The 24200-nt window shown below is 46.2% G+C and carries 21 protein-coding genes, 1 other RNA gene and 1 pseudogene; 16 read left to right on the top strand and 7 right to left on the bottom strand.

The window, feature by feature from the left end; genetic code table 11:
- Positions 1-78: 78 nt before the first annotated feature.
- The 4 genes from serS (at position 79) to CBP12_RS05155 (ending at position 6677) form a co-directional block, all read left to right on the top strand.
- Entirely contained in the window at positions 79-1377 is a 1299-nt protein-coding gene (serS, locus tag CBP12_RS05170; protein ID WP_086963488.1) for a serine--tRNA ligase, read from the top strand.
- Positions 1378-1616: 239 nt separating this feature from the next.
- Positions 1617-2105, top strand: coding sequence for a CvpA family protein (locus tag CBP12_RS05165; RefSeq protein WP_086965387.1), 489 nt, complete (start codon positions 1617-1619; stop codon positions 2103-2105).
- Positions 2106-2125: 20 nt separating this feature from the next.
- A complete protein-coding gene (purF, locus tag CBP12_RS05160) occupies positions 2126-3646 on the top strand; it encodes an amidophosphoribosyltransferase (RefSeq protein WP_086963487.1) in 1521 nt (506 codons plus the stop codon).
- A gap of 400 nt (positions 3647-4046) precedes the next feature.
- The gene (locus tag CBP12_RS05155) at positions 4047-6677 is read left to right on the top strand and encodes a putative bifunctional diguanylate cyclase/phosphodiesterase (RefSeq protein WP_086963486.1); all 2631 of its coding nucleotides are present in this window, start codon (positions 4047-4049) and stop codon (positions 6675-6677) included.
- Positions 6678-6787: 110 nt separating this feature from the next.
- Here the strand turns inward: CBP12_RS05155 and ssrA are convergent.
- Positions 6788-7147: a transfer-messenger RNA gene (ssrA, locus tag CBP12_RS05150) on the bottom strand.
- 42 nt (positions 7148-7189) lie between these two features.
- Positions 7190-7675, bottom strand: coding sequence for an SsrA-binding protein SmpB (gene smpB, locus CBP12_RS05145; protein WP_086963485.1), 486 nt, complete (start codon positions 7673-7675; stop codon positions 7190-7192).
- 178 nt (positions 7676-7853) lie between these two features.
- On the opposite strand from smpB, the gene CBP12_RS05140 reads away from it, so the two are divergent.
- Together CBP12_RS05140 and CBP12_RS05135 are read left to right on the top strand one after the other, a co-directional pair.
- Positions 7854-8303 (top strand): SRPBCC family protein, encoded by a 450-nt coding sequence (locus CBP12_RS05140; protein ID WP_086963484.1) that lies wholly within the window; start codon positions 7854-7856, stop codon positions 8301-8303.
- On the top strand, positions 8284-8640 hold the full coding sequence (locus CBP12_RS05135; RefSeq protein ID WP_086963483.1) for an RnfH family protein: 357 nt from the start codon (positions 8284-8286) through the stop codon (positions 8638-8640). The genes CBP12_RS05140 and CBP12_RS05135 overlap by 20 nt, the downstream gene beginning before the upstream one ends.
- A 71-nt stretch (positions 8641-8711) precedes the next feature.
- Here CBP12_RS05135 and CBP12_RS05130 read toward each other — a convergent pair whose 3' ends face one another.
- A complete protein-coding gene (locus CBP12_RS05130; protein WP_086963482.1) occupies positions 8712-9050 on the bottom strand; it encodes an outer membrane protein assembly factor BamE in 339 nt (112 codons plus the stop codon).
- Positions 9051-9355: 305 nt separating this feature from the next.
- On the opposite strand from CBP12_RS05130, the gene udp reads away from it, so the two are divergent.
- Complete coding sequence (udp, locus tag CBP12_RS05125; RefSeq protein ID WP_086963481.1) at positions 9356-10114, top strand: uridine phosphorylase; 759 nt, start codon at positions 9356-9358, stop codon at positions 10112-10114.
- Positions 10115-10171: 57 nt separating this feature from the next.
- Here the strand turns inward: udp and recN are convergent, their stop codons facing one another.
- Positions 10172-11836, bottom strand: coding sequence for a DNA repair protein RecN (gene recN / locus CBP12_RS05120; protein ID WP_086963480.1), 1665 nt, complete (start codon positions 11834-11836; stop codon positions 10172-10174).
- A 210-nt stretch (positions 11837-12046) separates the two neighbouring features.
- Positions 12047-12931 (bottom strand): NAD(+) kinase, encoded by an 885-nt coding sequence (nadK, locus tag CBP12_RS05115; protein WP_086963479.1) that lies wholly within the window; start codon positions 12929-12931, stop codon positions 12047-12049.
- Positions 12932-13122: 191 nt separating this feature from the next.
- On the opposite strand from nadK, the gene grpE reads away from it, so the two are divergent.
- The 4 genes and pseudogenes from grpE to greA all read left to right on the top strand — a co-directional run bounded on the left by grpE (position 13123) and on the right by greA (position 17597).
- Entirely contained in the window at positions 13123-13731 is a 609-nt protein-coding gene (gene grpE / locus CBP12_RS05110) for a nucleotide exchange factor GrpE (protein ID WP_086963478.1), read from the top strand.
- A 118-nt stretch (positions 13732-13849) separates the two neighbouring features.
- Positions 13850-15772, top strand: a complete 1923-nt coding sequence (dnaK, locus tag CBP12_RS05105) for a molecular chaperone DnaK (RefSeq protein WP_086963477.1) — start codon at positions 13850-13852, stop codon at positions 15770-15772.
- Between the two features lie 90 nt (positions 15773-15862).
- Positions 15863-16992 (top strand): annotated as a pseudogene (gene dnaJ / locus CBP12_RS05100) (molecular chaperone DnaJ).
- A 128-nt stretch (positions 16993-17120) separates the two neighbouring features.
- Entirely contained in the window at positions 17121-17597 is a 477-nt protein-coding gene (gene greA, locus CBP12_RS05095) for a transcription elongation factor GreA (RefSeq protein ID WP_086963476.1), read from the top strand.
- Between the two features lie 28 nt (positions 17598-17625).
- Here greA and CBP12_RS05090 read toward each other — a convergent pair whose 3' ends face one another.
- Both CBP12_RS05090 and yhbY read right to left on the bottom strand, forming a co-directional pair.
- Positions 17626-18252: a PilZ domain-containing protein gene (locus CBP12_RS05090; RefSeq protein WP_086963475.1), complete on the bottom strand. Its 627-nt coding sequence runs from the start codon at positions 18250-18252 to the stop codon at positions 17626-17628.
- A gap of 139 nt (positions 18253-18391) precedes the next feature.
- Positions 18392-18691 carry a ribosome assembly RNA-binding protein YhbY gene (gene yhbY, locus CBP12_RS05085; RefSeq protein WP_086963474.1) on the bottom strand — a complete coding sequence of 100 codons (300 nt, stop codon included), beginning with the start codon at positions 18689-18691 and terminating at the stop codon, positions 18392-18394.
- A gap of 84 nt (positions 18692-18775) precedes the next feature.
- On the opposite strand from yhbY, the gene rlmE reads away from it, so the two are divergent.
- From rlmE to secG, 5 genes are all read left to right on the top strand, one after another.
- Positions 18776-19405, top strand: coding sequence for a 23S rRNA (uridine(2552)-2'-O)-methyltransferase RlmE (rlmE, locus tag CBP12_RS05080; protein ID WP_086963473.1), 630 nt, complete (start codon positions 18776-18778; stop codon positions 19403-19405).
- A 41-nt stretch (positions 19406-19446) separates the two neighbouring features.
- Entirely contained in the window at positions 19447-21399 is a 1953-nt protein-coding gene (gene ftsH / locus CBP12_RS05075) for an ATP-dependent zinc metalloprotease FtsH (RefSeq protein ID WP_086963472.1), read from the top strand.
- A 113-nt stretch (positions 21400-21512) separates the two neighbouring features.
- On the top strand, positions 21513-22346 hold the full coding sequence (folP, locus tag CBP12_RS05070; protein ID WP_086963471.1) for a dihydropteroate synthase: 834 nt from the start codon (positions 21513-21515) through the stop codon (positions 22344-22346).
- Positions 22347-22349: 3 nt separating this feature from the next.
- The gene (glmM, locus tag CBP12_RS05065; protein ID WP_086963470.1) at positions 22350-23675 is read left to right on the top strand and encodes a phosphoglucosamine mutase; all 1326 of its coding nucleotides are present in this window, start codon (positions 22350-22352) and stop codon (positions 23673-23675) included.
- A gap of 155 nt (positions 23676-23830) precedes the next feature.
- Positions 23831-24190 carry a preprotein translocase subunit SecG gene (secG, locus tag CBP12_RS05060; protein WP_086963469.1) on the top strand — a complete coding sequence of 120 codons (360 nt, stop codon included), beginning with the start codon at positions 23831-23833 and terminating at the stop codon, positions 24188-24190.
- The last annotated feature ends 10 nt before the right edge of the window (positions 24191-24200 follow it).

Raw genomic sequence — 24200 nt, 5'->3', positions numbered from 1 at the left:
CATATTCTTAATTTAATAGAACAGTGCTTCTTTAATAGTAAAAGAGCTGCTCTATTCTCGCATTTAATAAGGTAACTCATGCTGGACTCCAAATACCTGCGCAACGACATAGCTCACACCGCACAGCGGCTCGCAAGTCGCGGCTTTACGCTCGATATCTCTGTGTTTAATGCGCTTGAAGAACAGCGTAAGTCTTTGCAATCCCGTACCCAAGAGTTACAAGCTGAGCGTAATGCCCGCTCTAAAGCCATTGGTTTAGCCGCCCGTAATGGAGAAGACATAGCCCCGCTTAAAGCGGCAGTCGCGAGCATTAATGAGGAATTAGACGGCTGTAAAGTGGAGCTAGACCGTTTACTTAATGAGATTGAAGCATTTAGCGCGGCTATTCCTAACTTACCTCATGACTCAGTGCCGGTAGGTAAAAATGAAGATGATAATGTAGAAGTACGCAAATGGGGTGAGTTACCGGTTTTTGATTTTGAAGCCAAAGATCATGTGGCATTAGGCGAAGCACTGGCCGGTTTAGACTTTAAAGGGGCGGTAAAGGTGTCTGGCTCACGGTTTGTGATTATGCAGGGCCAAATTGCTCGCATGCACCGTGCCTTAGCACAGTATATGCTGGACTTACATACCCTTGAGCACGGATATACCGAATGCTATGTGCCTTATCTGGTTAATAGCGACAGTTTATTTGGCACGGGTCAGTTACCTAAATTCTCTGCTGACTTATTTCATACCGCCATTGAGGGCGAGGGCGAAGAAGAGGGCAAAGTACGCCGCTTCTCATTAATCCCCACCTCAGAAGTGCCCTTAACCAATATTGGGCGCGATGAAATTTTTGAAGCCAGCGACTTACCGTTAAAACTTACGGCACATTCTCCCTGTTTTCGCTCCGAAGCAGGCTCTTATGGCCGCGATACCCGAGGCTTGGTGCGCATGCATCAGTTCGATAAAGTGGAAATGGTGCAGTTAGTGCATCCTGATACGTCTTGGGACACCTTAGAAGAAATGGTAGGGCATGCAGAAAAAGTCTTACAAGGGTTAGCGCTCCCTTATCGAGTGGTGGCCTTGTGTACTGGCGATATGGGTTTTAGTGCTGCGAAAACCTATGATCTAGAAGTGTGGTTGCCTGCGCAAAATACTTATCGTGAAATTTCATCTGTGTCTAATTGCGGTGATTTTCAAGCGCGACGTATGCAGGCTCGCGTGCGTGGCACTGAGGGTAAACCTCAGTTGCTGCATACTTTAAATGGCTCAGGGCTGGCGGTAGGACGTACCTTAGTTGCCGTGTTAGAAAACTACCAACAAGCGGATGGTCGCATTGCAGTACCGGCCATTTTGCAGCCTTATATGGGCGGCTTACAGTTTATTGGCTAATTTTTTAAAGTATGAGCATAAAGCCGCCAGTTAGGGATGACAATCTCACTGGCGGCTTTTTAATGGCCACTGGATTTAAGTTATTAGCTCACTCAATAACAGCGCTAGGGGCGCTTATTTATAGATTACTTCATCGAAAACTAGTTTTACATTGAATGAAGTTTATGCGTTTTATTTCGCTTTTTGTCATTCTCCTTTGGTAGAATGCACTCCCTTAACGAGGTCCTCGGCAACAGATGATGGTTTGGATAGACTTTGTAATTTTAGGCATTATTGCCTTATCAGCTGTGGTGAGCTTAGTCAGAGGATTCGTCCGAGAAGCCATGTCTTTGGCAACTTGGCTAGCGGCATTTTTTGTAGCCAGTCATTTCTATGCCGACCTCAGTGCCCTTCTGGATATCTCAGATCCGCTGATCCGTAATGGTAGCGCCATTGCCATCTTGTTTGTGTTAACCCTCATTCTGGGTGCGCTTATTAATTATATTGTTAGTCAACTGGTCGATAAAACAGGCTTATCGGGTACCGATAGAGTGCTAGGTGTCTGTTTTGGCGCTGTAAGAGGCGTGTTGATCGTGGCCGCGTTATTGTTTTTTATCGATACCATGACCGGGTTTTCTCAAAGTCTGTGGTGGAAACAGTCTGTGTTAATTCCCGAGTTCGGTATTGTTATCCAGTGGTTCTTCAGCCTGGTGCAAAATTCATCCAGCTTTTTACCCCCCAAGCCATAATGAATTGAGGAAGTGAATACATGTGTGGGATTGTCGGTATTCAAGGTACAACTCCAGTAAACCAGGCGTTATATGATGCATTAACAGTGTTACAACACCGCGGTCAAGATGCCGCTGGCATTGTGACTATCTGTGAAGATAGACTTCGCCAACGTAAAGCTAATGGCTTGGTGCGAGAGGTGTTTGAAGAGCGCCACATGCAGCGCTTAATCGGTAATGTGGGCATTGGCCATGTTCGTTACCCTACCGCAGGCAGTAGCAGTGTCGCTCAAGCACAGCCTTTTTATGTCAACTCCCCCTTTGGCATCACCTTGGCACATAACGGCAATTTAACAAATGCTCGAGAGCTAAAAGAAGAGCAATTTCGAGTCGCTCGCCGCCATATTAATACCACCTCAGACTCGGAAATTTTACTTAACGTCCTCGCCCACGAGATAGATCAGCTCACACAAAATCTGCACCTCGAACCTGAGCATGTGTTTGCGGCCGTGGCGGGAGTGCATAAAAAAATACGCGGCGCTTATGCTGCAGTGGCAGTCATTATTGGTCATGGCATGTTGGCGTTTCGCGATCCAAACGGTATTCGCCCCTTAGTACTAGGCAAGCGTGAGTGTGCACAAGGGGGGACCGAATATATGGTGGCCTCTGAAAGCGTGGCGCTCAATGCCGTAGGCTTTGAGTTGCTACGAGATGTGGCTCCCGGCGAGGCCATTTATGTGACGCAACAAGGGGAATTGTTCACCCAACAATGTGCACAAGAGCCGCAATATCAATCTTGTATTTTTGAGTATGTCTATTTTGCGCGCCCTGACTCCTTTATCGATAAAGTATCTGTGTATGCCGTGAGAGCGCGCATGGGTCTTAAATTAGGTGAAAAAATTGCTCGCGAATGGGAAGACTTCGATATAGATGTGGTGATCCCTATCCCTGAAACCTCGTGTGATATTGCGCTAGAAATAGCGCATAACTTGGACTTGCCTTATCGCCAAGGTTTTGTGAAAAATCGCTATATTGGCCGGACGTTTATTATGCCGGGCCAAGAACAACGCCAACAATCGGTGCGCCGTAAGCTTAATGCTATCCACTCAGAGTTTTTTGGTAAAAATGTGTTATTAGTGGATGACTCTATTGTGCGCGGCACCACCTCTGAGCAAATTATAAAAATGGCGCGAGAAGCGGGCGCTAAAAAAGTTTACTTCGCCTCTGCGGCTCCCGAAATTCGCTTCCCCAATGTGTATGGCATTGATATGCCCTCGGTAAATGAGCTGATCGCGTACGGCCGAGAAGTGGATGAAATTTGCCAATTAATTGGGGCGGATGGCCTTATTTTTCAGGAATTAGAAGACTTAGAAGATGCAGTACGTCATTTTAATCCTGAGTTAAGACGCTTTGAAACCTCGGTATTTACGGGAGAGTATGTCACTAAGGATGTGGATCAACGCTATTTAGATGAACAATATACGCTGCGCAGCCTTAATAGTGAACTTGCTGACTGCCAAGATGATGCGCATTTAGCAATTTATAATGAAGGCGAGTCTTAACGCCCATTTTTGACCTAGTTAAGGGGCCGCTCGGCCCCTTTTTAATCCAGTCAACCTGAATCCTCGCGCCTCGTCTGCTGTAAAGCCCGTAATAACTCCATCCTTTAAGCTTGTTAATAATTTGCTTCCGCGCCTAAGTCAGCAAAATAAGAGCTGTTTAAGCGAGTGACTAGTAATACAATATCAGCCCCAATCGTCACCAGCGTTAGGCTTCATTTCGAATGCTGATGTTGATACGGCTGTTATTAAGACCCTCATCATGCCTAAACGGTGACCTCGGTCTTGAACATGAGACCTAAACATATCCAAGCTTAGCATGTTAATGTAATGTAAAATTTTATCTGGCACCGATATTTGGATGGGTTAGTTTCCATTACCCTAAGTGATACCTGGACTTATTATGCTGATATCTATTATTGAACAAGCGGTATTAATCTTAGCTTTTGGCTGGCTTATCACCACCAATATGCGCCAATTACAAGCCTATCCGCGCCTGATGCCCATTAGCTCCGGAGTCTGGTTTGGTCTTATTACTATTGGCTGTATGTCACTGCCGTTTAGCATTGGGCCTGGCGTTTTATTAGATGTCGGTGACTCTGTTATTTTTGTAGCCGGCTTATTTGGCGGTGTGTTAACGGGTGGCTTAGCGCTGCTGTTAGCCAGTGTATTTAAAGTCTGGTTTAATGACTCAGATACCCTAGTGTCTATTATCAGCATGTCTTTTGCGCTGATTTTTGGCTTACTTATTAAATTGGCGCTGATACGCACCCGTTTCACCTTATCGCTGCGCTATTTAATTCCCGTGAGTTTAGTATTGAATGTGGTGAGTATTTCACTGATTTATTATCATGTTGAGCCACAATTAAAAGCCCATGTTTTATCTATGGCACTGCCTTTTTTAGTAGTCGCCATCCCGCTGACTTTGATGCTTATCTATATCATTAAAGACACAGAGCATCGCCAGTATGAACAGCAAGCGCTTAAAAACAGCCAAGCGCGTTTACTCGCTATTACCAGCGCCATACCCGATATGATGAGTGTGATTGATGAGCATGGTCGTTATCTGGAAATTATGGCTGATAATATTATCTTTTCTGATAATAAAGATGTGCGCCGCATAGGTAAAAGCTTGCATGATGTTTATCCCCTTGAACATGCTGAGCGAGTACTGGATTTTATTCAACGCACCTTACACGAGAAAAAAGTACTGCACTTGTTGTTTGATTTGCGCTTTGACGATGGCCTCCATCACTTTGAGAGTGTCGCTCAAGTGTTGCCCACTCCTGCTAATGAGCCCAGAGCGGTAGTGGTGCTAACGCGCGATATTAGTGAGCGCGTACAAGATGATACTGATCTGCGCATTGCCGCGGTGGCCTTTGAGAGCTTTCAGGGCATGCTAGTCACTGATAGGCATAATCGAATATTGCGTGTTAATCATGCTTTTACTAAGGTCACTGGCTATAGCCAAGCAGAGGTATTAGGCAAAACGCCCAGCATTTTTAGCTCAGGTCAGCATGACAAAAGCTTTTATAAAGAAATGTGGCAAAGCATTCAGCATCAAGGTCACTGGCAAGGCGAGATCTACGATAAACGCAAATCAGGCCAAGTATACCCGCAGTGGCTTTCTATTACGGCCGTTAAAGATAATAACCAAGATATTAGTCATTATGTGGCCAGTATTACCGACTTGAGTGCAGAGAAAGACAATGCTAAAAAGATCCATCACTTAGCTTATTATGACAGTTTAACGGGTTTACCTAATCGGCGCTTTTTAATCAATACCATTAAAGAAATGCAAAAATTAAGTGCGAGTCAGCAGCGATTAGGCGCACTCATTTTTCTCGACTTAGATCATTTTAAAAATATTAACGATTTATGGGGTCATGCGACCGGCGATAAGTTATTGCGCCACGTTGCCCATCAGCTCAGTAAGATGCTTAGTGCTCAAGACTGCTTAGCGCGCCTAGGCAGTGATCAATTTGTATTGTTACTTAATCTTCAAGCCTCGGACGATGTGGAACTGAAAAACAGCTTAGCCCAAAAAATAAGTGAGCTTCGAGACTTGTTAGATTTTGCCTATGTGCATGGTGAGCAAACTCTGCGTACCAGTGCTTGTTTAGGGACAGTCAGTGTGGATGGCGTAAAAGAGCCCGCCGAGGAGCTATTACGCCAAGCTGAGCTGGCGATGTATGCAGCTAAAGATATTGGGCGGGGCGAGCATTGTTTCTTTGATCCCGCTATGCAAGAAGCCATCTCTCAGCGCTTACTTTTAGAAGAAGATATAGTTAGAGGATTAGCCGCAAAAGAATTTGGCGTGTATTTTCAACCTCAATTTAACGATGAACATCAGTTAATTGGTGTTGAGTCGCTAGTGCGCTGGCATCATTTTGAGCGCGGTCTGCTTTCTCCGTTTGCTTTTATTGAGGTAGCAGAAGCGGCAGGTATTATGAAAAAAATTGATGAAGTCGTCATGCTTCGCGCTTGCGAGCAAATGGCCGCTTGGTCAACAGTGGCGGGCTTAAGTGACATTACGGTGTCGATTAATGTAAGCCCGGCTCAGCTTTATCAAACCGGCTTTGTAGAAGAAGTGCTCGCCGTAGTAAAACAGACAGGCGCTGATCTTAGGCGCTTAAAGCTTGAAATTACTGAGTCGATGTTGGTCACCGATATGAACCAAGCCATCTCTCGTATGCGAGAGCTGAAAGCGGCGGGTATTCGTTTTTCCATTGATGACTTTGGTACCGGCTATTCTTCACTACAATATTTACAGCAACTGCCACTGGATCAATTAAAAATAGATCAGTCTTTTGTGCGCGGCTTACCAGAAGATGCCAGCAGTTTAGCCATTATTAGAGCTGTGATTGCCATGGCCCATAGTTTAGGACTAGAAGTGATAGCAGAAGGTGTGGAGACCCAGACCCAGCGCGATATCTTGCTGGCTAATGGGTGTCAGCTTTACCAAGGCTATTTATATGCTAAACCGCTGCCAGCGGCCAAAATCGCTGAGCTGGTAGCCATAAATAATGATTGAGGCTTAAAAAAGTGCGGTGGGCCTATTTTATCTAAAAGAATAGGCTAGCCGTGCTTTAATAACATAGCTAGCCAATAAAAAAGGCCCCAGAGGGGCCTTTTCCAATCGATTGGTGGAGCTGGCGGGATTTGAACCCGCGTCCGAAAAACCTACGTCGTCGGTACTACATGCTTAGTCAGTCATTACATTCGCCATCTGCTGCGGACAGACACGCCACAGAATAACTAGCCTAAATTAGATTTAACGCTTCCACCGTCAGGCACGATTTCCACGCGATTCTGTGATATATGACCTTCCAATTCCCTAAGTCACAGACAAGCTAGGGTAGAAGGGCTCTAACAGGTTATTAAGCTGCTAGTGCGTAGTTTTCGTCGTTTGCGACTATTTTTTTGCGATTTTTTTACGAGGCCTATCGCACCTCGGCATGCACCTAGGAGTTCGTGAATCTCGTCGAATCCAGAATCAGCCCCAAGTTCGTTTATGGTATGGCAAAAATGGTGTAATCACAAGTGTTAGCGGTTTTTATGTTTCATCATGCGATCTTTTTCACGCTTCCAATCGCGCTCTTTTAGATCTTGGCGCTTATCGCGATCTTTTTTACCCTTCACTAAGCCAATTTCTATTTTTACCCAAGACTTTGACCAATAGAGCGCTAAGGGTACTAAGGTGTAGCCCTCTCTATCTAATTGACCCGCTAAACGGTCAAGCTCACGCCGTTTCAACAGTAATTTTCGTGAGCGCATAGGATCACAAACGACATGGCTAGAAGCCACATTTAAAGGAGTAATAGTGGCGGCAAATAAGAAGGCTTCGCCATTGCGAATAAAAACATACGAGTCTGCGATATTGGCTTTGCCAGCTCGCATCGCTTTTACTTCCCATCCTTGTAGTTCAAGCCCAGCTTCGATTTTTTCTTCTACATAAAATTCGTGCCTTGCCTTTCTATTGAGGGCAATGGTGCTGGAACCGACTTTTTTCTTCGCTTTGTTTTTTGTCATAGTAGCGCCATTATACGAGGTCGATGAAGGCTTTGGAATTGCTGTTATAGCAACTGCGTATTTTTCATACATTTATTGCCGCGCTTTGGACATAAGTTCATAACGCAGGTGCTTTGCAGGCCGTGAGTCCTTGCAAAATAAGTGCTAAAATCGCCCACAATTGCTGTTAGGAGAAATTATGCCGAGTATTACTCGCAGCGCACTGGTGATGTTTAGTGCACAACAAATGTATGAATTGGTCAATGATATTGATGCGTATCCGCAATTTTTGCCAGGATGTGTGGCAAGTCGGGTGGTTGCGCAATCAGATAATACCATTACTGCTGCCTTGGATGTATCTAAGGCGGGGATCCGCAAGACATTTACCACTAAAAATGTGTTAACGCCTTATGAGCATATTCGGGTGGAGTTAGTCGATGGTCCTTTTAAGGCGCTCAATGGCGGCTGGACTTTTACTGCCTTAGACGAACACGCCTGCAAAGTTGAGCTCGAGCTTTATTTTGAATTTACCTCGCGCTTAGTCGAGTTTGCCTTTGGGGGAATTTTTAAAGAGCTAGCCAATGCCATGGTGCATTCTTTTAGCGAGCGAGCCAGAGAGGTGTATGGCGATGAGTCTTATTCAAGTTGAAGTGGTGTATGCGCTGCCTCATAAGCAAGTTGTAGTGCCGCTAAAAGTGGCAAAAGAGAGCCAAGTAGAGCAGGTGATTATTCAATCGGGCATATTACAGCAGTTTCCACAGATTGATTTATCGCACAATATGGTGGGCGTTTTTGGACGCCAAGTTAAGCTTAACAGCCAGTTACGAGACGGCGATCGCGTAGAGATTTATCGTCCTTTATTAGCGGATCCTAAAGACATTAGGCGCAAGCGCGCCGAGCAGGCAAAAGAAGAAGGGCGAGCCGATAAAGTGACGGGCGGGCGGCCAAATCCTGGTCGGGCTAAATCAAATGCCAACGAGGCTTAAGCTCGATAGGCCTATCGAGCTTAAGCGTTAATAGTGAGCTTAATGGCTAATATTTTAATGATGAGCTAGCTTTACAGCCCTTGGTTAAATTCTGCAGGAGCAGCAAAGTCACCGCTCACAGACAGCAAGGCATCATTATTAAATTCAAGTACTAATTGCTTTTGTTCAACTTCACCACGTCCGGGTTTGAAATAATAGAGATAAACCCAGCGGTCGTGATTAAAGCTATCCAAGCTCATGGGATTGCCCAATAGAAACCGCACTTGCTCTTGGGTCATGCCACGGCGTAGCTGATCGACTTGTTTTGCTTCTAAATAGTTTCCTTGAGGAATATCTATTTTATAGACTAAGCCGCATCCTAACAGCGGTAAGCTTAATACTATGGGTAAAATCAAGGTTTTGAGTTGCATACGAGCACTATTTCCTGTGTGACTTGCGGCCATGATAGCGGCTGTAATGGCCTATGTAAAAGCCCAAGCATGACTTAACAAATTAATGATATAGCTGATTAAGGCGATGTGGGTTAAGTTACCCTTTTTGTTACGGCTCTCGCCACACCCCAAGTGGAGTGCATTCTAATAAGAAGGTTCAGTTTATCACAACGCTGAGTGACGCAGGCCATGCTGTGTCAGCGAGTGGGCGTGATTATCCATGATTTCTAGCACGCCCCTGACATTCACTGAGATGTTTTAATTTAATGAATAAGCGACACATTATGACAAAGCAGGTATTTCATCTAGGTATTACCGATACTGACTTACAAGGCGCTACCTTAGCTATTCTACCTGGGGATCCGCAGCGTGTAGCTCGTATTGCAAGCCAGTTAACCAACCCACAATTTTTAGCTCATTGTCGAGAATTTTGTATCTGGCGTGCTGAGTTGGCAGGCAAGCCTTTATTAGTGTGCTCTACGGGTATTGGTGGCCCCTCTACTTCTATTGCCTTAGAAGAGTTAGCGCAACTAGGGATTAATACCTTTTTACGCATTGGTACCACTGGCGCCATTCAACCTCATATTGCAGTAGGCGATATTATTATTACTAATGCGGCGGTGCGCTTAGAAGGGAGTAGTCAACACTTTGCGCCATTAGCTTTTCCAGCAGTGGCAGACTTTGAGTGTAGTTGTGCTTTAGTAGATGCGGCTCGTGAGTTAGCAATTACGCCCTATGTTGGCATTACCGCATCATCAGATACCTTTTACCCTGGCCAAGAGCGCTACGATACTTTTTCCGGACGCGTTACGCCCACTTTGCAAGGCAGCTTAAAAGAATGGCAAGCCATGGGAGTGCTTAATTACGAAATGGAGTCGGGTACTTTATTTACTTTTTGTGCCAGTCAGGGCTTAAAAGCGGGCTGTGTGGCAGGAGTAATTGTTAATCGTACCCAACAAGAGATCCCCCGTCAGCATGACGTTCAGTACGCAGAGCAGCAGGCGATTAATATTGTTATCGGTGCTGCACGGCGGCTGGTGTAGTTAAGAGCATTATAAAAAGTCGAGCACAAGCTCGACTTTTTATTATTTAGTTTAGGTTTAGCTAATCAATAGCTCTTTCGCATTCGCTAAGGTGTTAGCGGTAATTTTATCGCCCCCTAATAAGCGCGCCAGCTCTTGTAAACGCGTGTCTGTATCCAGCTCTTGCATACGGGTTTGAGTTTCGTGCTGATCACTATTTTTACTAACAAAGTAATGTTGATGGCCATTTCCCGCCACTTGAGGAAGATGAGTGATCACCAACACTTGAGTGGACTGGCCGAGTTGGCGAAGTAATTTACCGACCACTGCGGCGGTAGGGCCACTGACGCCGACATCTACCTCATCGAAGATCAAAGTAGGGGTTTCTACTTTCTGCGCGGTGATCACTTGAATCGCTAAACTAATGCGCGATAGCTCACCCCCTGAGGCCGCTTTTGCTAACGGGCTTAAAGGCTGACCTGGGTTGGTACTCACTAAAAACTCAACTTTATCGATACCCAAAGGTGAAAAGCCGACTGTGGTATCTGCAGTGACGGTTATTTCAAAGCGCCCGTGCTCCATACTCAGCTGATGTAAGCTTTTAGTAATTTGGCTATTTAAAGACTGAGCATAGCGCTGGCGACTGTGACTTAGTCGCTCTGCAGCTTGTAAAAACTGCTCTTTAGCGTGTGTCACTTCTTCATCCAGTGCTTCTAAACGCTCATTATTATTATCCATAGCTGCTAATTGCTGCTTAAGATGTTGGTGAAACTTGGCTAACTCATTTGCGCCTACTTGGTGCTTGCGCGCCAGCTCCATTACTTTGCTCATGCGCGCTTCCACTTCTGATAAACGCTGGGGATCTAACTCTAAGCGGTCTAAATAACGGCTAAGCTCGCTATAGCCTTCTTCTAATTGAATAAGGCTGCTGGCTAATAGCTCTTGAATGGGCGCAAGGAGGGCATCCATGGCACTTAACTCGGTAACGACTTTTAGACCTTGGCGCAAATGCTCAAGAGCATTAGTCTCTTCCCCGTCCGCTAATACATTAAGCGCTAATTGACAGTCACTAAGGAGCTCTGCGCCATTTGCCAGGCGCGCATGCTCTGCTTCTAGCTCAGGAAATTCATCGCTAGCTAGCGCCAATTCATCGAGCTCGGCTACTTGGTACTCCAGTAATTGGCGCTGAGCCTGCCACTGTGCTTGCTCGCTTTTAAGATGCTTGCGCTCATTACTAAGTTGGCGCCAAAGTTGGTAAAACCGACTGGATTTTTCTATTAATTGGGCATGGCCTGCATAAGCATCCAATAAAGCGCGTTGATAGTCTGATTTTTGTAAAGCGTGATGCGCATGTTGACCATGAATATTAATTAATAAAGCGCCTAGCGCTTTTAATTGGCTTAAAGGGACGGGTAAACCGTTGATATAACCGCGCGAGCGCCCCTCACGCGTTAAGGTGCGGCGCAAAATGCATTCGTCTTGTTCATCTAGCTCTTGTTCATTCAACCATGCTTTAACGCGGGGGAGCTTATCAATTCTAAAACGAGCACTAATATCGGCCTTTTCTGCACCGGGGCGCACGGCATCCGAGTCACCTCGTTCGCCTAATGCTAGGGCTAAGGCATCGATGGCAATGGACTTACCTGCGCCCGTTTCGCCGGTAATGCTGGTCATGCCGGCGCGCAAGTCCAGCTCAAGAAAGGACACGATGGCAAAATTACTGATAGTGAGCTGAAGTAACATGGTAAGTCCCCTGCACAAAGTATACTGTTTATAAAAACAGTATACTGTGATTTTGTACAGTGGCAACAATTAATACAACTGTAAGTGCGCAACCTCCTACTTAAGCGATAAAATCACCCTCAAAGCCTGAGTAATTTCAGCTAAACGCTGACTTGTTAGTAGCTTTTTTATCGTGAGCTCTTGGTGCAAAGCAACAGTGCTGGTATTGCCTTAAAATAACTTGCTACCCCAGCCCAGTTTACTGCGCAGCACTTCAAAGTAGTTATGGCCTCTAGGATGAAGTAGCTTAAGTTTATGAGGGCTTTTACTAATGTAAATTTCATCCCCAGGCTGTACTGCTAATGATACATGTCCATCGCAGCTCACTAGCATTTGGCTGGTTTTATTATTTGGTGAGATCACCAGTTTTATTTGTGAGTCCGCATCAATCACAATCGGTCTGCAACTTAGCGTATGCGGAAACATGGGTGCTAAGGTAATAGCGTTAAGGTTAGGCGTTACAATAGGGCCACCGGCAGATAAAGAGTAGGCCGTAGAGCCGGTGGGGGTGGCGACTATCATGCCATCGGCGCGCTGGCTATACATAAAGACGCCATTAATATAAACCTCAAACTCAATCATGTGCGCAATTTTTCCAGGGTGTAATACCGCTTCATTCATTGCAGTATTACTGGCTTTTAATTGGCCATGGCGATGTACTTGAGTCTCTAATAAAAAGCGCTGTTCCGCTTGATAATCTCCTGCTAATAATCGCTCTAGCGGATATTCAAAACTATCGGGAGATAAGTCGGTTAAAAAGCCGAGGTTGCCACGGTTTACGCCTACTACGGCTACATCAAAGCGCGCTAGTACGCGTGCTGCACCTAGCATGTTGCCATCTCCGCCCACCACAATAGCCAAGTCGGCGCGCTCACCGAGCTCTACCATTTCTAAAAGCTCGACTTGATCTAATCCCAGTTGCTCGCCCACTCGACGTTCAATCACTACATTTAGGCCTAAGTCGGCAAGGTGTTTATACAGTGCCACTAAGGTTTGGTTAGCGCCTTCATGATCGGGTTTGCCAATGAGCGCTATGGTATTAAATTCAGTTTCCATGGATATCAACCTGGCATAAAAGAGTGAAAGAACCGCAGGACTTACTAAAAATAGCAGTCTTGAGCCGCTTATTCTAAATAACCCCCTGCTTGAGTGCTAGCAAACGGCAATAATCATAAAAAATTCTCTTGAATTATGCTTAAGCCTCCCCCATATCAACAGCAAGCCAGAATAATATCAGTGGAGAGACCATGAGCGATAAAGAATATCAGCCTGAGGACGTACAGGGTGCAGCGTTAGAGCCAGAATTGGTAGATATTAATGACGAGCCCACGGTAGAAGTGGAGAACTTGCAAGCCAGTGACACCTATGTAGCAGAATTAGAAGAAAAAATCGCCGCTGCCAATGAGCGCGCCCAAAGCGAAAAAGATAATGCGCTGCGCGCTTTAGCGGAAATGGAAAACTTACGTCGCCGTGCTGCTCAAGAAGTAGAGAAAGCGCAAAAATTTGCCCTAGAGAAATTTGCTGGGGATTTATTACCAGTTATCGATAGCTTAGAGCGCGCACTTGAGCATACCGACCAAGAAAACCCTGACTTTAAAGCTATTTATGAAGGGGTAGAGCTTACTTTAAAATCTCTACTTAGCACCGTTGAAAAATACGGGGTGTTAGTCATCGACCCCCAAGGCTCGCCTTTTGATCCTAATAAGCATGAAGCCATGAGCATGGTAGAAAGTGCTGAAGTAGCGCCTAATTCAGTGGTGGGCGTGATGATGAAAGGCTACGAATTAAATGGCCGCGTATTGCGCCCCGCCATGGTGATGGTAGCGAAAGGGCCTGCTATTGACACTAAAGCTTAAGCCAATTTATTAAAAAAATGTGGGTGATGCCTTGAAAGTAACAATGGCTAACCACATATAGACTGTAATGCGACAAAACAGCGCTTACGTTTAATTTAAGATATTTAGAGAGGATTTTATGGGTAGAATCATAGGCATAGATTTGGGTACCACTAACTCTTGCGTTGCTATTTTAGATGGTGACAATCCACGCGTCATTGAGAACGCAGAAGGGGGACGTACCACTCCTTCTATCATCGCGTATGCCGAAGATGGCGAGACATTAGTGGGTCAGCCGGCAAAGCGTCAAGCGGTCACTAACCCGAAAAACACCTTGTTTGCGATTAAGCGTTTAATCGGCCGTCGCTTTGAAGATGAAGAAGTACAGCGCGATATTAAGCTAATGCCGTTTGCGATTACGAAAGCCGATAATGGCGATGCGTGGGTAGAAGCAAAAGGTAAAAGCATGGCACCGCCTCAGGTGTCTGCAGAAGTCTTGAAAAAGATGAAAAAAACCGCTGAAGACTATCTTGGCGAAGCCGTAACGGAAGCGGTTATTACCGTTCCTGCTTATTTTAATGATGCTCAGCGCCAAGCAACTAAAGATGCGGGTCGTATCGCGGGCTTAGACGTTAAGCGTATTATTAACGAGCCCACGGCTGCGGCATTTGCCTATGGCGTTAATAAAACCAAAGGGGATCGCAAAGTTGCCGTTTATGACTTAGGTGGCGGTACTTTCGATATTTCCATCATCGAAATCGATGAAATGGACGGCGAAAAAACCTTTGAGGTGTTGGCCACTAATGGTGACACCCACTTAGGTGGTGAAGACTTTGACAACCGCTTAATTAATTACTTGGTTGAAGAGTTTAAACGTGAGCAAGGCTTTGACTTGCTTAACGACATGCTGGCCTTGCAGCGCTTAAAAGAAGCGGCAGAAAAAGCCAAGTGTGAATTATCTTCAGCCCAACAAACTGACGTTAACTTGCCCTATATTACGGCAGATGCCTCAGGTCCAAAACACTTAAACATCAAGCTGACTCGCGCCAAGCTAGAGTCGTTGGTTGAAGACATGGTTAGCAAGTCTTTGGAGCCTGTGAAAACGGCGCTACAAGATGCCGGCTTATCTGTTTCTGATATTGATGATGTGATTTTGGTGGGTGGTCAAACCCGTATGCCATTAGTGCAAAAAACGGTGACTGACTTCTTTGGTAAAGAGCCACGTAAAGATGTTAACCCAGATGAGGCAGTCGCAGTAGGTGCCGCTATTCAAGGTGCGGTATTGTCGGGTGATAAGACAGACGTATTGCTACTTGATGTGACGCCGCTGTCTTTAGGTATCGAGACCATGGGCGGCGTAATGACTGCGGTTATCGAAAAGAACACCACTATTCCGACTAAGAAGTCGCAAGTGTTCTCAACGGCGGATGATAACCAAGCGGCCGTGACCATTCACGTGTTGCAAGGTGAGCGTAAGCGCTCCAGTGATAATAAATCTTTGGGTCAGTTTAACCTTGAAGGTATTCGCCCAGCCCCTCGTGGCTTACCACAAATTGAAGTGGTATTTGATATTGATGCCGATGGTATTTTGCACGTGTCAGCGAAAGATAAAGACACTAATAAAGAGCAAAAGATCACCATCCAAGCTTCTTCTGGTTTAACTGAGGAAGAGATCGATGCCATGGTACGCTCTGCTGAAGCTAACGCCGAAGAAGATAAGAAGTTTGAAGAGCTGGTGAGTACGCGCAACCAAGCCGATGGTTTAGTGCATGCTACCCGCAAGCAGCTTGAAGAGGCCGGTGATGACTTAGCTGCGGACGACAAAGCTGCCATTGAAGCGGCGTTAAGCGAGCTTGAAACGGCGCTGCGCGGTGAAGATAAAGCCGAGATTGAAGCCAAACAACAAGCTTTAATTGAAGCGTCGCAAAAGCTGATGGAAGCGGCACAAGCCAAAGCTCAAGCGGATGCTTCTCAAACTGCAGAGCCACAAGACAATACCGCTAATGCGGATGACGATGTGGTGGATGCTGAGTTTGAAGAAGTAAAAGACGATAAAAAGTAAGTTAAACCCAGCGTATTCACGCGCTTAGTGCGGGCGTTGGTTCACCAACGCCCGCCTTTGTGTTAACAGGACTCAGGTAAGTTTCAGCCTATGTCAAAACGAGATTACTATGAAGTGCTCGGCGTCAGCAAAGACGCAGACGAGCGCGAGATAAAAAAAGCCTATAAGCGAATGGCGATGAAATATCATCCCGATCGCAATAAAACCGATGCTGATGCCAGTGAAAAATTTAAAGAAGCATCAGAGGCCTATGAAGTACTAACTGATGCCCAAAAGCGGGCGGCGTATGATCAATTTGGTCATGATGCTGTTAATGGCCAGCATGGTGGACAAGGCTATGGCGGTGGCGGCGACTTCAGCGATATCTTTGGTGATGTCTTCGGCGATATCTTCGGTGGCGGTCAACGTCGCCAACAACGGGCAGCCCGTGGCTCAGATTTACGCTACAATATGGAGCTGACGTTAGAAGAAGCAGTACGGGGTGTGACCAAAGAGATCAAAGTCCCCACCTTAGTAGGCTGTGAGGTATGTGATGGCAGCGGTGCCAAAGCAGGATCTCAAGCTAAAACTTGTACTACTTGTAATGGCCATGGCCAAGTACAAATGCGCCAAGGCTTTTTTACGGTGCAGCAACCTTGTCCACATTGTCGTGGTAAGGGCAAGATTATTACCGATCCGTGCCAAAAGTGTCATGGCGAGGGGCGTTATCAAAAAACCAAGACCTTGTCCGTTAAAATCCCAGCAGGGGTGGATACCGGCGATCGCATTCGCTTATCAGGTGAGGGTGAAGCGGGTGAAGCGGGCGCACCACCAGGGGATCTGTACGTACAAATGCATGTACGTGACCATGAAATCTTTATGCGCGATGGCAATAACCTGTTTTGCGAAGTGCCCATAAGCTTTAGTGCGGCTGCTCTAGGGGGGAAGTAGAAGTGCCTACCCTAGATGGAAGAGTGAAACTTAAGATCCCAGCAGAAACCCAAACAGGGCGCAGCTTTAGATTAAAAGGTAAAGGCGTGCGCTCTGCCAGAAATGGTCAATTAGGTGATTTGGTTTGTAAGGTTTATATAGAAACACCGGTGAGCTTAACGGAAGAACAAAAAGGCTTATTACGTCAATTAGAAGCCTCTTTTGGTGCTGTGTCTGCGAATAAGCATCAACCTAAGGCAGAAGGCTTTATAAAAGGCGTGAAACGATTTTTTGATGATTTGACCCGCTAAGCTGGCTGTATTAGTCTGAGTTAAGTTTTAATTGTCTTAACTCTATTTATTAATCTTAACCTGAGTCCCCTGGCTATATCGACAGGGGGCTCTTGTTTTTATTGTCTGAAAGGGACTGGTTTTTCATTATGAGACAAACTCCAATGACAGTGCGTGGAGCACAAAAACTGCGTGAAGAGCTGGATTACCTCAAAACAGAGCTACGCCCTCGGATTATTGCCGATATCGCGGATGCACGTGAGCACGGCGATTTAAAAGAAAATGCCGAATATCACGCTGCCCGTGAAGAGCAAGGTTTTTGTGAAGGGCGGATCCAAGAAATTGAAGGTAAGCTGTCTAACGCCCAAATTATCGATGTTACTAAACTGCCTAACACCGGTAAGATTATATTTGGCACTACTGTTGAGCTATTTAAAGTAGATGACGAAAAAGAGATCACCTATCGAATTGTAGGGGATGATGAGTCGGATATTAAAGCGAATCTCATCTCCGTTAATTCCCCTATTGCTCGCGCCCTCATTGGCAAAGAAGTGGACGATGTGGCAGTAGTTAAAACGCCGGGCGGGGAAGTAGAGTACGAGATTATTAAGGTACAATACTTATAGAACGAGCATTCATACGCTAATGATTGCTTTAAACTACAGGTGCCGCAGGCGCCTGTTTTTTTATTTGCGCTAAAAATCCTTCAAATACAAAGGCCAGCAAAGTTTGCTGATCCTCTTCATTGAGTTCAAATTTTACAGCTGACATCCAAAATGCTGGGCCTTTATGCTCACGTACCAACGTCACGACACAGCGCAGCGTCTCTTCTCCTACCGTGAGTAATAAAGTGTGTTGACGGGGTGACTTACTGTGAGTAGTGCTACTAAATAAAGCGCGGCGCGATAATAAACGCATGCCATTGATGGAGAGATCACGGATCTCAGCAGCCAGCGGTTTACCATTAGCATGCTTAACATGGATATGCTGAGGGGCTGGTAATCGCCAAGAGCGGGGTTGCCCACCATGACTAATAATATGCGGCGTAGAAAGTTGAGCCGGACTTTGTTCACAACTTACGGCTGAGCGTAGTACCGGAAAAGTAAGCACCGCCTCGCCAAGTGTTAGTCGTAGCTCAATGCCTGAGGCTTGCTTTATTAAAGGCGCGGCCTCTTTATCTAATTGTAAGGGTAGCGTCAGATAAGACTGAGCAGAAGCTTCTTGAAAAAGCTCGCTAAGTAAAGTGAGTTCATCATCAGATAAATAAGGATGGCCGGGCACTGCTTCTACTCTCAAGAAAAATAACTAGTATGAGCATACGGTGCGCAGCTAAGAAATGTAAAGTCAGGCCGGGCCGTCCTCTCAATTAAAACTGAGCCTGACGGCCTTGGTTACCAGTCGAACTGAGTAATCCTGTGGCTTATTTAGTGCGGGGAAGCGTGATTTTTTTGGCTTCGCTGGCGCGATAGAGCGTCAATACATGACCGACACTTTGTACTTTCACCGCCTTAGTCTCACGTATGATGGCCTCAATGATGAGGGCTTTAGTGTCACGGTCTTCGCTAGCAACTTTTACTTTGATGAGCTCATGAAAGTTAAGCGCCAGATCAATTTCAGCGAGTACACCTTCAGTTAGGCCATGCTGGCCGAGCAATACCACTGGCTTTAGGCTATGAGCCAAGCCTTTTAAGTATTGTTTTTGCTTATTAGTCAGGGTCATTGCAAAATGCTTCAGTTAATAGGTTGAAAGGGGGCTATTGTACCCCCATCTTAGCTTCAATGGTAATAGCAGAGCGATAATTTAATGGCGAACAAAAAACGCTCGGGCAGCTCAACGCGCTGGCTGCAAGAGCATTTCAACGATAAGTACGTGCAAGCAGCCCATAAACGAGGCTTACGCTCGCGAGCAGTTTTTAAATTGGAGGAACTACAAGGACGTGATCGGTTATTTAAACCTGGCATGACGGTGGTGGACTTAGGCGCCGCTCCGGGTGGCTGGAGTCAGTTTTCTGCCGAGCAAGTGGGCGCGAAAGGACAAGTAATTGCGTGTGATTTATTGCCAATGGATGCGATTGCTGGGGTCAGCTTTTTACAAGGGGACTTTAGAGAAGAAGCGGTCCTCAATGCCTTGCTCGAGCGAGTAGGGCAAGATAAGGTGGATGTGTTGCTTTCCGATATGGCGCCTAATATGAGTGGTACTCGGGAAGTCGATCAGCCTAAGTCCATGTATTTAGTCGAGCTGGCTTTGGATATGTGTCGCCAAGTATTGGCTCCTAATGGGAGTTTTGTGGTGAAAGTATTCCAAGGGGCAGGGTTTGATGAATTTTTATTAGAAGTAAGACGGTCTTTTAGTACCGTAAGAGTGAGAAAGCCTGATTCATCGCGACCCCGCTCGCGAGAGGTATACATTGTGGCTACAGGTTTTAAACTGTAGTACTCTGAGGTTATAAACTGTCAGCCGGTGAGGTTAGTAATTTGAGTGACATGGCGAAAAATTTGATCCTGTGGTTGGTCATAGCCGTGGTGTTAATGTCGGTGTTCCAGAGCTTTAGCCCAAGCGAGCCAACGGGACGTCAACTAGATTACACCACTTTTGTGCAAGAAGTATCACAAGGGCAAATCCGTGAAGTACGCATGGACGGCAGAACCGTCAATGGCGTTAAGCGTAGTGGTGATAGATTCACAACTATACTGCCGGCGCAAGATCCCCAGCTGCTAAACGATTTGTTAAATAATAATGTACGGGTAGTAGGTGAAAAGCCGGAAGAGCCAAGCTTGCTCGCCTCTATTTTCATCTCTTGGTTCCCCATGCTGTTGTTAATTGGCGTGTGGGTGTTCTTTATGCGCCAAATGCAAGGTGGTGGTGGCGGTAAAGGCGCCATGAGCTTTGGTAAGAGCAAAGCGCGCTTGATGGGTGAAGACCAAATCAAGACCACCTTTGCCGATGTCGCCGGGTGTGATGAAGCAAAAGAAGACGTGGCAGAGCTGGTGGATTATCTGCGCGACCCGAGTCACTTCCAAAAATTGGGTGGGCGTATTCCTACAGGTATTTTATTAGTAGGGCCACCGGGTACCGGTAAAACCTTATTGGCAAAAGCCATTGCCGGTGAAGCGAAAGTGCCTTTCTTTACCATTTCTGGTTCAGACTTTGTGGAAATGTTTGTCGGCGTGGGTGCATCTCGCGTACGCGATATGTTTGAACAAGCTAAAAAATCAGCACCTTGCATTATCTTTATTGATGAAATTGACGCAGTAGGTCGCCAACGAGGTGCTGGTATGGGTGGGGGACACGATGAGCGTGAACAAACCCTTAACCAAATGCTGGTTGAAATGGACGGTTTTGAAGGTAACGAAGGCGTTATCGTCGTGGCCGCGACTAACCGCCCTGACGTATTAGACCCCGCTTTATTGCGCCCGGGTCGTTTTGACCGTCAAGTCGTGGTGGGATTACCTGATGTTCGAGGACGTGAACAAATACTTAAAGTTCACATGCGCCGAGTGCCATTAGGGGATGACGTACAAGCCAGTGTGATTGCGCGGGGTACACCAGGCTTTAGTGGTGCTGACTTAGCTAACTTAGTTAACGAAGCTGCCCTGTTTGCCGCTCGCTCTTCGCGTCGTGTGGTGTCGATGGATGAATTTGAAAAAGCCAAAGACAAAATTATGATGGGTGCTGAGCGCCGCTCTATGGTGATGACCGAAGAGGAAAAAGCCATGACCGCTTATCATGAAGCGGGTCACGCCATCGTAGGTCGTATCGTGCCAGAGCATGATCCTGTCTATAAAGTGTCTATCATTCCTCGTGGTCGTGCCTTGGGTGTGACTATGTATTTGCCAGAACAAGACAGATACAGTTACAGCAAGCAACATCTCGAGTCGATGATTTCTAGTCTCTATGGTGGTCGTTTAGCCGAAGAGCTGATTTATGGCTTTGAAAAAGTGACCACTGGCGCCTCTAACGATATTGAGCGGGCGACAGAATTGGCACAAAAAATGGTAACCCAGTGGGGTTTATCAGAAAAAATGGGCCCCTTGTTATATGCAGAAGAAGAAGGTGAGATCTTTATGGGCCGCTCTTCTGCCAAGGTTAAGCACATGTCTGATGAAACGGCGCAAGCGATTGACGCTGAAGTAAAAGATGTGATCAATCGTAACTATGAGCGCGCTAAGCAAATCTTGGTTGATAATATTGATATATTGCATGCCATGAAAGATTGCTTAATGAAGTATGAAACGATAGATGCCAAACAAATCGATGATTTAATGGCTCGCCGTGACGTACGCCCGCCCGCTGACTGGGTTGAAGAGTCTGATGATAAGCCACAAGGCCCCACTGCAACTGCTGACGATAAACCGCTAGCGCCTGCAAGTGAGCCTAAGCCCAGTGCGCCAGATTTAAATAAACCAAACGACATCACTAGTCAGTAATAAAATGTGTTAAATTAAGCCCCAAACAATCACTGTTTGGGGCTTTTTTTTGGCCGTTGCTCAGTAATTATCCCTTATAGATACTTCTTAGAATTGAAATAGAGAGAATTAGCATGCTGCTATCCAGCACTTCTCGATGCCTAGATGTTTCGCGCCCCCATATTATGGGGATTTTAAATCTCACCCCCGACTCTTTTTCCGATGGGGGGCGCTTTACGCTACCCAGTGTTGCCCTAGCGCACGCTAAACAAATGCTTAACGAGGGCGCAACCCTCATTGATATTGGTGGAGAGTCGACTCGCCCTGGTGCTCAAGCGGTGGATGAGCAACAAGAGCTAGACCGGGTTATTCCAGTGATTGAGCTAATACGTAAAGAATTAGATTGTTGGATCTCGATTGATACCAGCAAAGCCGTTGTCATGCAGGAGGCAGTAAAGGCAGGTGCTGATTTAATTAATGATATTCGCGCACTGCAAGAGCCCAATGCCTTACAAGTAGCCGCAGACAGCGGCGCTGCTATTTGCTTAATGCATATGCAAGGCTTACCGCGCACTATGCAACAGGCCCCAGATTATGACCATGTCGTTAAAGAAGTCAGCGCCTTTTTACAAGGCCGAATTGAGGCATGTGTAGCGGCGGGGATCAACACTGAACGTCTTTGTCTTGATCCCGGTTACGGTTTTGGTAAAGGCTTGCATCATAATTATGAATTATTGGGTAAGCTTGCGGAGTTACATAAGTTGGGCTTGCCATTATTAGTGGGCATGTCTCGAAAGTCGATGCTTGGTCAATTACTAGAGTGTGAGGTAGATCAGCGTCTGGCAGGCGGAATAGCGGCTCACTTATTTGCCCTTTCTCAAGGTGCGCGCATATTTCGCGTACACGATGTAAAAGCAATGGCCGATGCACTGCGTGTATGGCAGTTGGCCGCCTCTTATCAGGATTAAAATATGAGCAGAAAATATTTTGGCACCGATGGTATTCGCGGCCACGTAGGGGAATATCCTATTACTCCCGAATTTGTAATGAAGTTGGGGTGGGCGGCCGGTAAGGTGTTATCGCAAACAGGGACACGCAAAGTATTGATTGGTAAAGATACTCGTATCTCAGGTTATATGCTTGAATCTGCTCTTGAAGCTGGCTTATCAGCGGCGGGTATCCAAGCCGCACTATTAGGGCCTATGCCTACGCCGGCTATTGCCTATTTAACGCGTACTTTTAGGGCAGAAGCGGGGATTGTGATTAGTGCGTCCCATAATCCGTATTTTGATAATGGCATTAAATTTTTCTCCCATGATGGTACCAAGTTGCCCGATGACGTTGAGCTTGCCATTGAAGCTATGCTCGATCAGCCCATGGACTGTGTGACGTCTGAGTTATTAGGTAAAGCCAGTCGTATTACCGATGCGGCGGGGCGTTATATCGAATTTTGTAAAAGTACTTTTCCCTCAGAAATGCATCTTGATGGCTTAACCATAGTGCTCGATTGTGCCCATGGCGCTACCTATCATATTGCGCCGGCAGTGTTTGAAGAGCTGGGCGCAAAAGTAATTCGCATAGGCTGTGAGCCTAACGGTCTTAATATTAATGACCAAGTGGGCTCTACCGCCCCTCACGCCTTAATGGCAGCAGTTAAAGAGCAGGGTGCTGACTTAGGTATCGCTTATGATGGTGATGGAGATCGCTTAGCCATGGTGGATCACACCGGTGCTTTACTTGATGGCGATCAGTTACTCTATATCATGGCGCTCTATGCCCATGGTAAGGGCAGTCTCGGTGGTGGCGTAGTGGGGACGCTGATGACCAATATGGCATTAGAGTTGGCGTTGGCTGAGCAAGCTATTCCATTTGTGCGCGCGAATGTGGGTGACCGCTATGTGCTAGAACAACTAAAGCAGCGTGGCTGGAAGTTAGGCGGCGAAAACTCAGGGCACATTATCAGTTTGGATCATAACAGCACCGGTGATGGCATCGTGGCTTCTTTGCAAATACTGCGTGCCATGGTAGAAACGGAGCAAGACTTACATACGCTTGGGAAAAAATTACCGTTATTTCCGCAGGTTTTACATAATGTACGCTTTAGTGCCGGTACTAATCCGCTAAATAATACTGAGGTACAAGCTCGCGTTAGCCAAGCAGAGCAAGAATTAGCGGGGGCAGGGCGGGTGTTATTACGAAAATCTGGTACTGAGCCATTAATTCGGGTCATGGTCGAGGGCGCAGATTTAGAACAAGTAAGTCGCTTAGCGCAATATATTGGTGAAGCGGTAGTGTAAACGTTGCGGGGTTGCTCTTTTTGCTGACTTTTCGCTCAGTCGGACTTAATTTGTAAAATTGCACTTGTATCCCGCAACAGCTATGGCTAGTATTAGCCCCGCTCCCGACAGCAGTCTGATGCGGGGCTCAGACGTCAAGCAAAGGTAAATAGCTGATGTACGAAATTCTTTTAGTGGTGTATCTGGTAATCGCATTAGCCCTGATTGGCTTAGTGCTGATTCAGCAAGGGAAAGGTGCCGATATGGGTGCTTCTTTCGGCGCAGGTGCTTCAAATACAGTTTTTGGCTCCAGTGGTTCAGGTAACTTTTTAACTAAAGCGACGACATTGCTGGCAGCAGGCTTCTTTATTGTGAGTTTAGCTTTGGGTAATTTATCCAGCAATAACACACAAAAAGGGAGTGAATGGGATGACCTTTCTGAAATCCAAGTTCAAGAAAGTGCTCCTACAGGTGACGTGCCGGGTGTGACTAACGTAGAAGAAGCAAACGTTAATAGCAGCGATGTCCCTGAGTAATACAAGTTTT

The sequence above is a fragment of the Oceanisphaera avium genome (genome assembly GCF_002157875.1).
Taxonomy (GTDB): Bacteria; Pseudomonadota; Gammaproteobacteria; order Enterobacterales; family Aeromonadaceae; genus Oceanimonas; species Oceanimonas avium.
The sequence above is the reverse complement of the archived record's forward strand: the minus strand, read 5'-3'. Positions and strand labels throughout refer to the sequence as shown.

Coding starts and splice junctions, on each gene's coding strand:
- smpB (WP_086963485.1), bottom strand. CDS start 7,675: ATGACAAAAAACAAAGCGAAGAAAAAAGTCGGTTCCAGCACCATTGCC.
- secG (WP_086963469.1), top strand. CDS start 23,831: ATGTACGAAATTCTTTTAGTGGTGTATCTGGTAATCGCATTAGCCCTG.
- glmM (WP_086963470.1), top strand. CDS start 22,350: ATGAGCAGAAAATATTTTGGCACCGATGGTATTCGCGGCCACGTAGGG.
- CBP12_RS05135 (WP_086963483.1), top strand. CDS start 8,284: ATGAGTCTTATTCAAGTTGAAGTGGTGTATGCGCTGCCTCATAAGCAA.
- CBP12_RS05155 (WP_086963486.1), top strand. CDS start 4,047: ATGCTGATATCTATTATTGAACAAGCGGTATTAATCTTAGCTTTTGGC.
- purF (WP_086963487.1), top strand. CDS start 2,126: ATGTGTGGGATTGTCGGTATTCAAGGTACAACTCCAGTAAACCAGGCG.
- CBP12_RS05140 (WP_086963484.1), top strand. CDS start 7,854: ATGCCGAGTATTACTCGCAGCGCACTGGTGATGTTTAGTGCACAACAA.
- greA (WP_086963476.1), top strand. CDS start 17,121: ATGAGACAAACTCCAATGACAGTGCGTGGAGCACAAAAACTGCGTGAA.
- recN (WP_086963480.1), bottom strand. CDS start 11,836: ATGTTACTTCAGCTCACTATCAGTAATTTTGCCATCGTGTCCTTTCTT.
- serS (WP_086963488.1), top strand. CDS start 79: ATGCTGGACTCCAAATACCTGCGCAACGACATAGCTCACACCGCACAG.
- dnaK (WP_086963477.1), top strand. CDS start 13,850: ATGGGTAGAATCATAGGCATAGATTTGGGTACCACTAACTCTTGCGTT.
- rlmE (WP_086963473.1), top strand. CDS start 18,776: ATGGCGAACAAAAAACGCTCGGGCAGCTCAACGCGCTGGCTGCAAGAG.
- CBP12_RS05165 (WP_086965387.1), top strand. CDS start 1,617: ATGGTTTGGATAGACTTTGTAATTTTAGGCATTATTGCCTTATCAGCT.
- CBP12_RS05130 (WP_086963482.1), bottom strand. CDS start 9,050: ATGCAACTCAAAACCTTGATTTTACCCATAGTATTAAGCTTACCGCTG.
- nadK (WP_086963479.1), bottom strand. CDS start 12,931: ATGGAAACTGAATTTAATACCATAGCGCTCATTGGCAAACCCGATCAT.
- udp (WP_086963481.1), top strand. CDS start 9,356: ATGACAAAGCAGGTATTTCATCTAGGTATTACCGATACTGACTTACAA.
- folP (WP_086963471.1), top strand. CDS start 21,513: ATGCTGCTATCCAGCACTTCTCGATGCCTAGATGTTTCGCGCCCCCAT.
- grpE (WP_086963478.1), top strand. CDS start 13,123: ATGAGCGATAAAGAATATCAGCCTGAGGACGTACAGGGTGCAGCGTTA.
- yhbY (WP_086963474.1), bottom strand. CDS start 18,691: ATGACCCTGACTAATAAGCAAAAACAATACTTAAAAGGCTTGGCTCAT.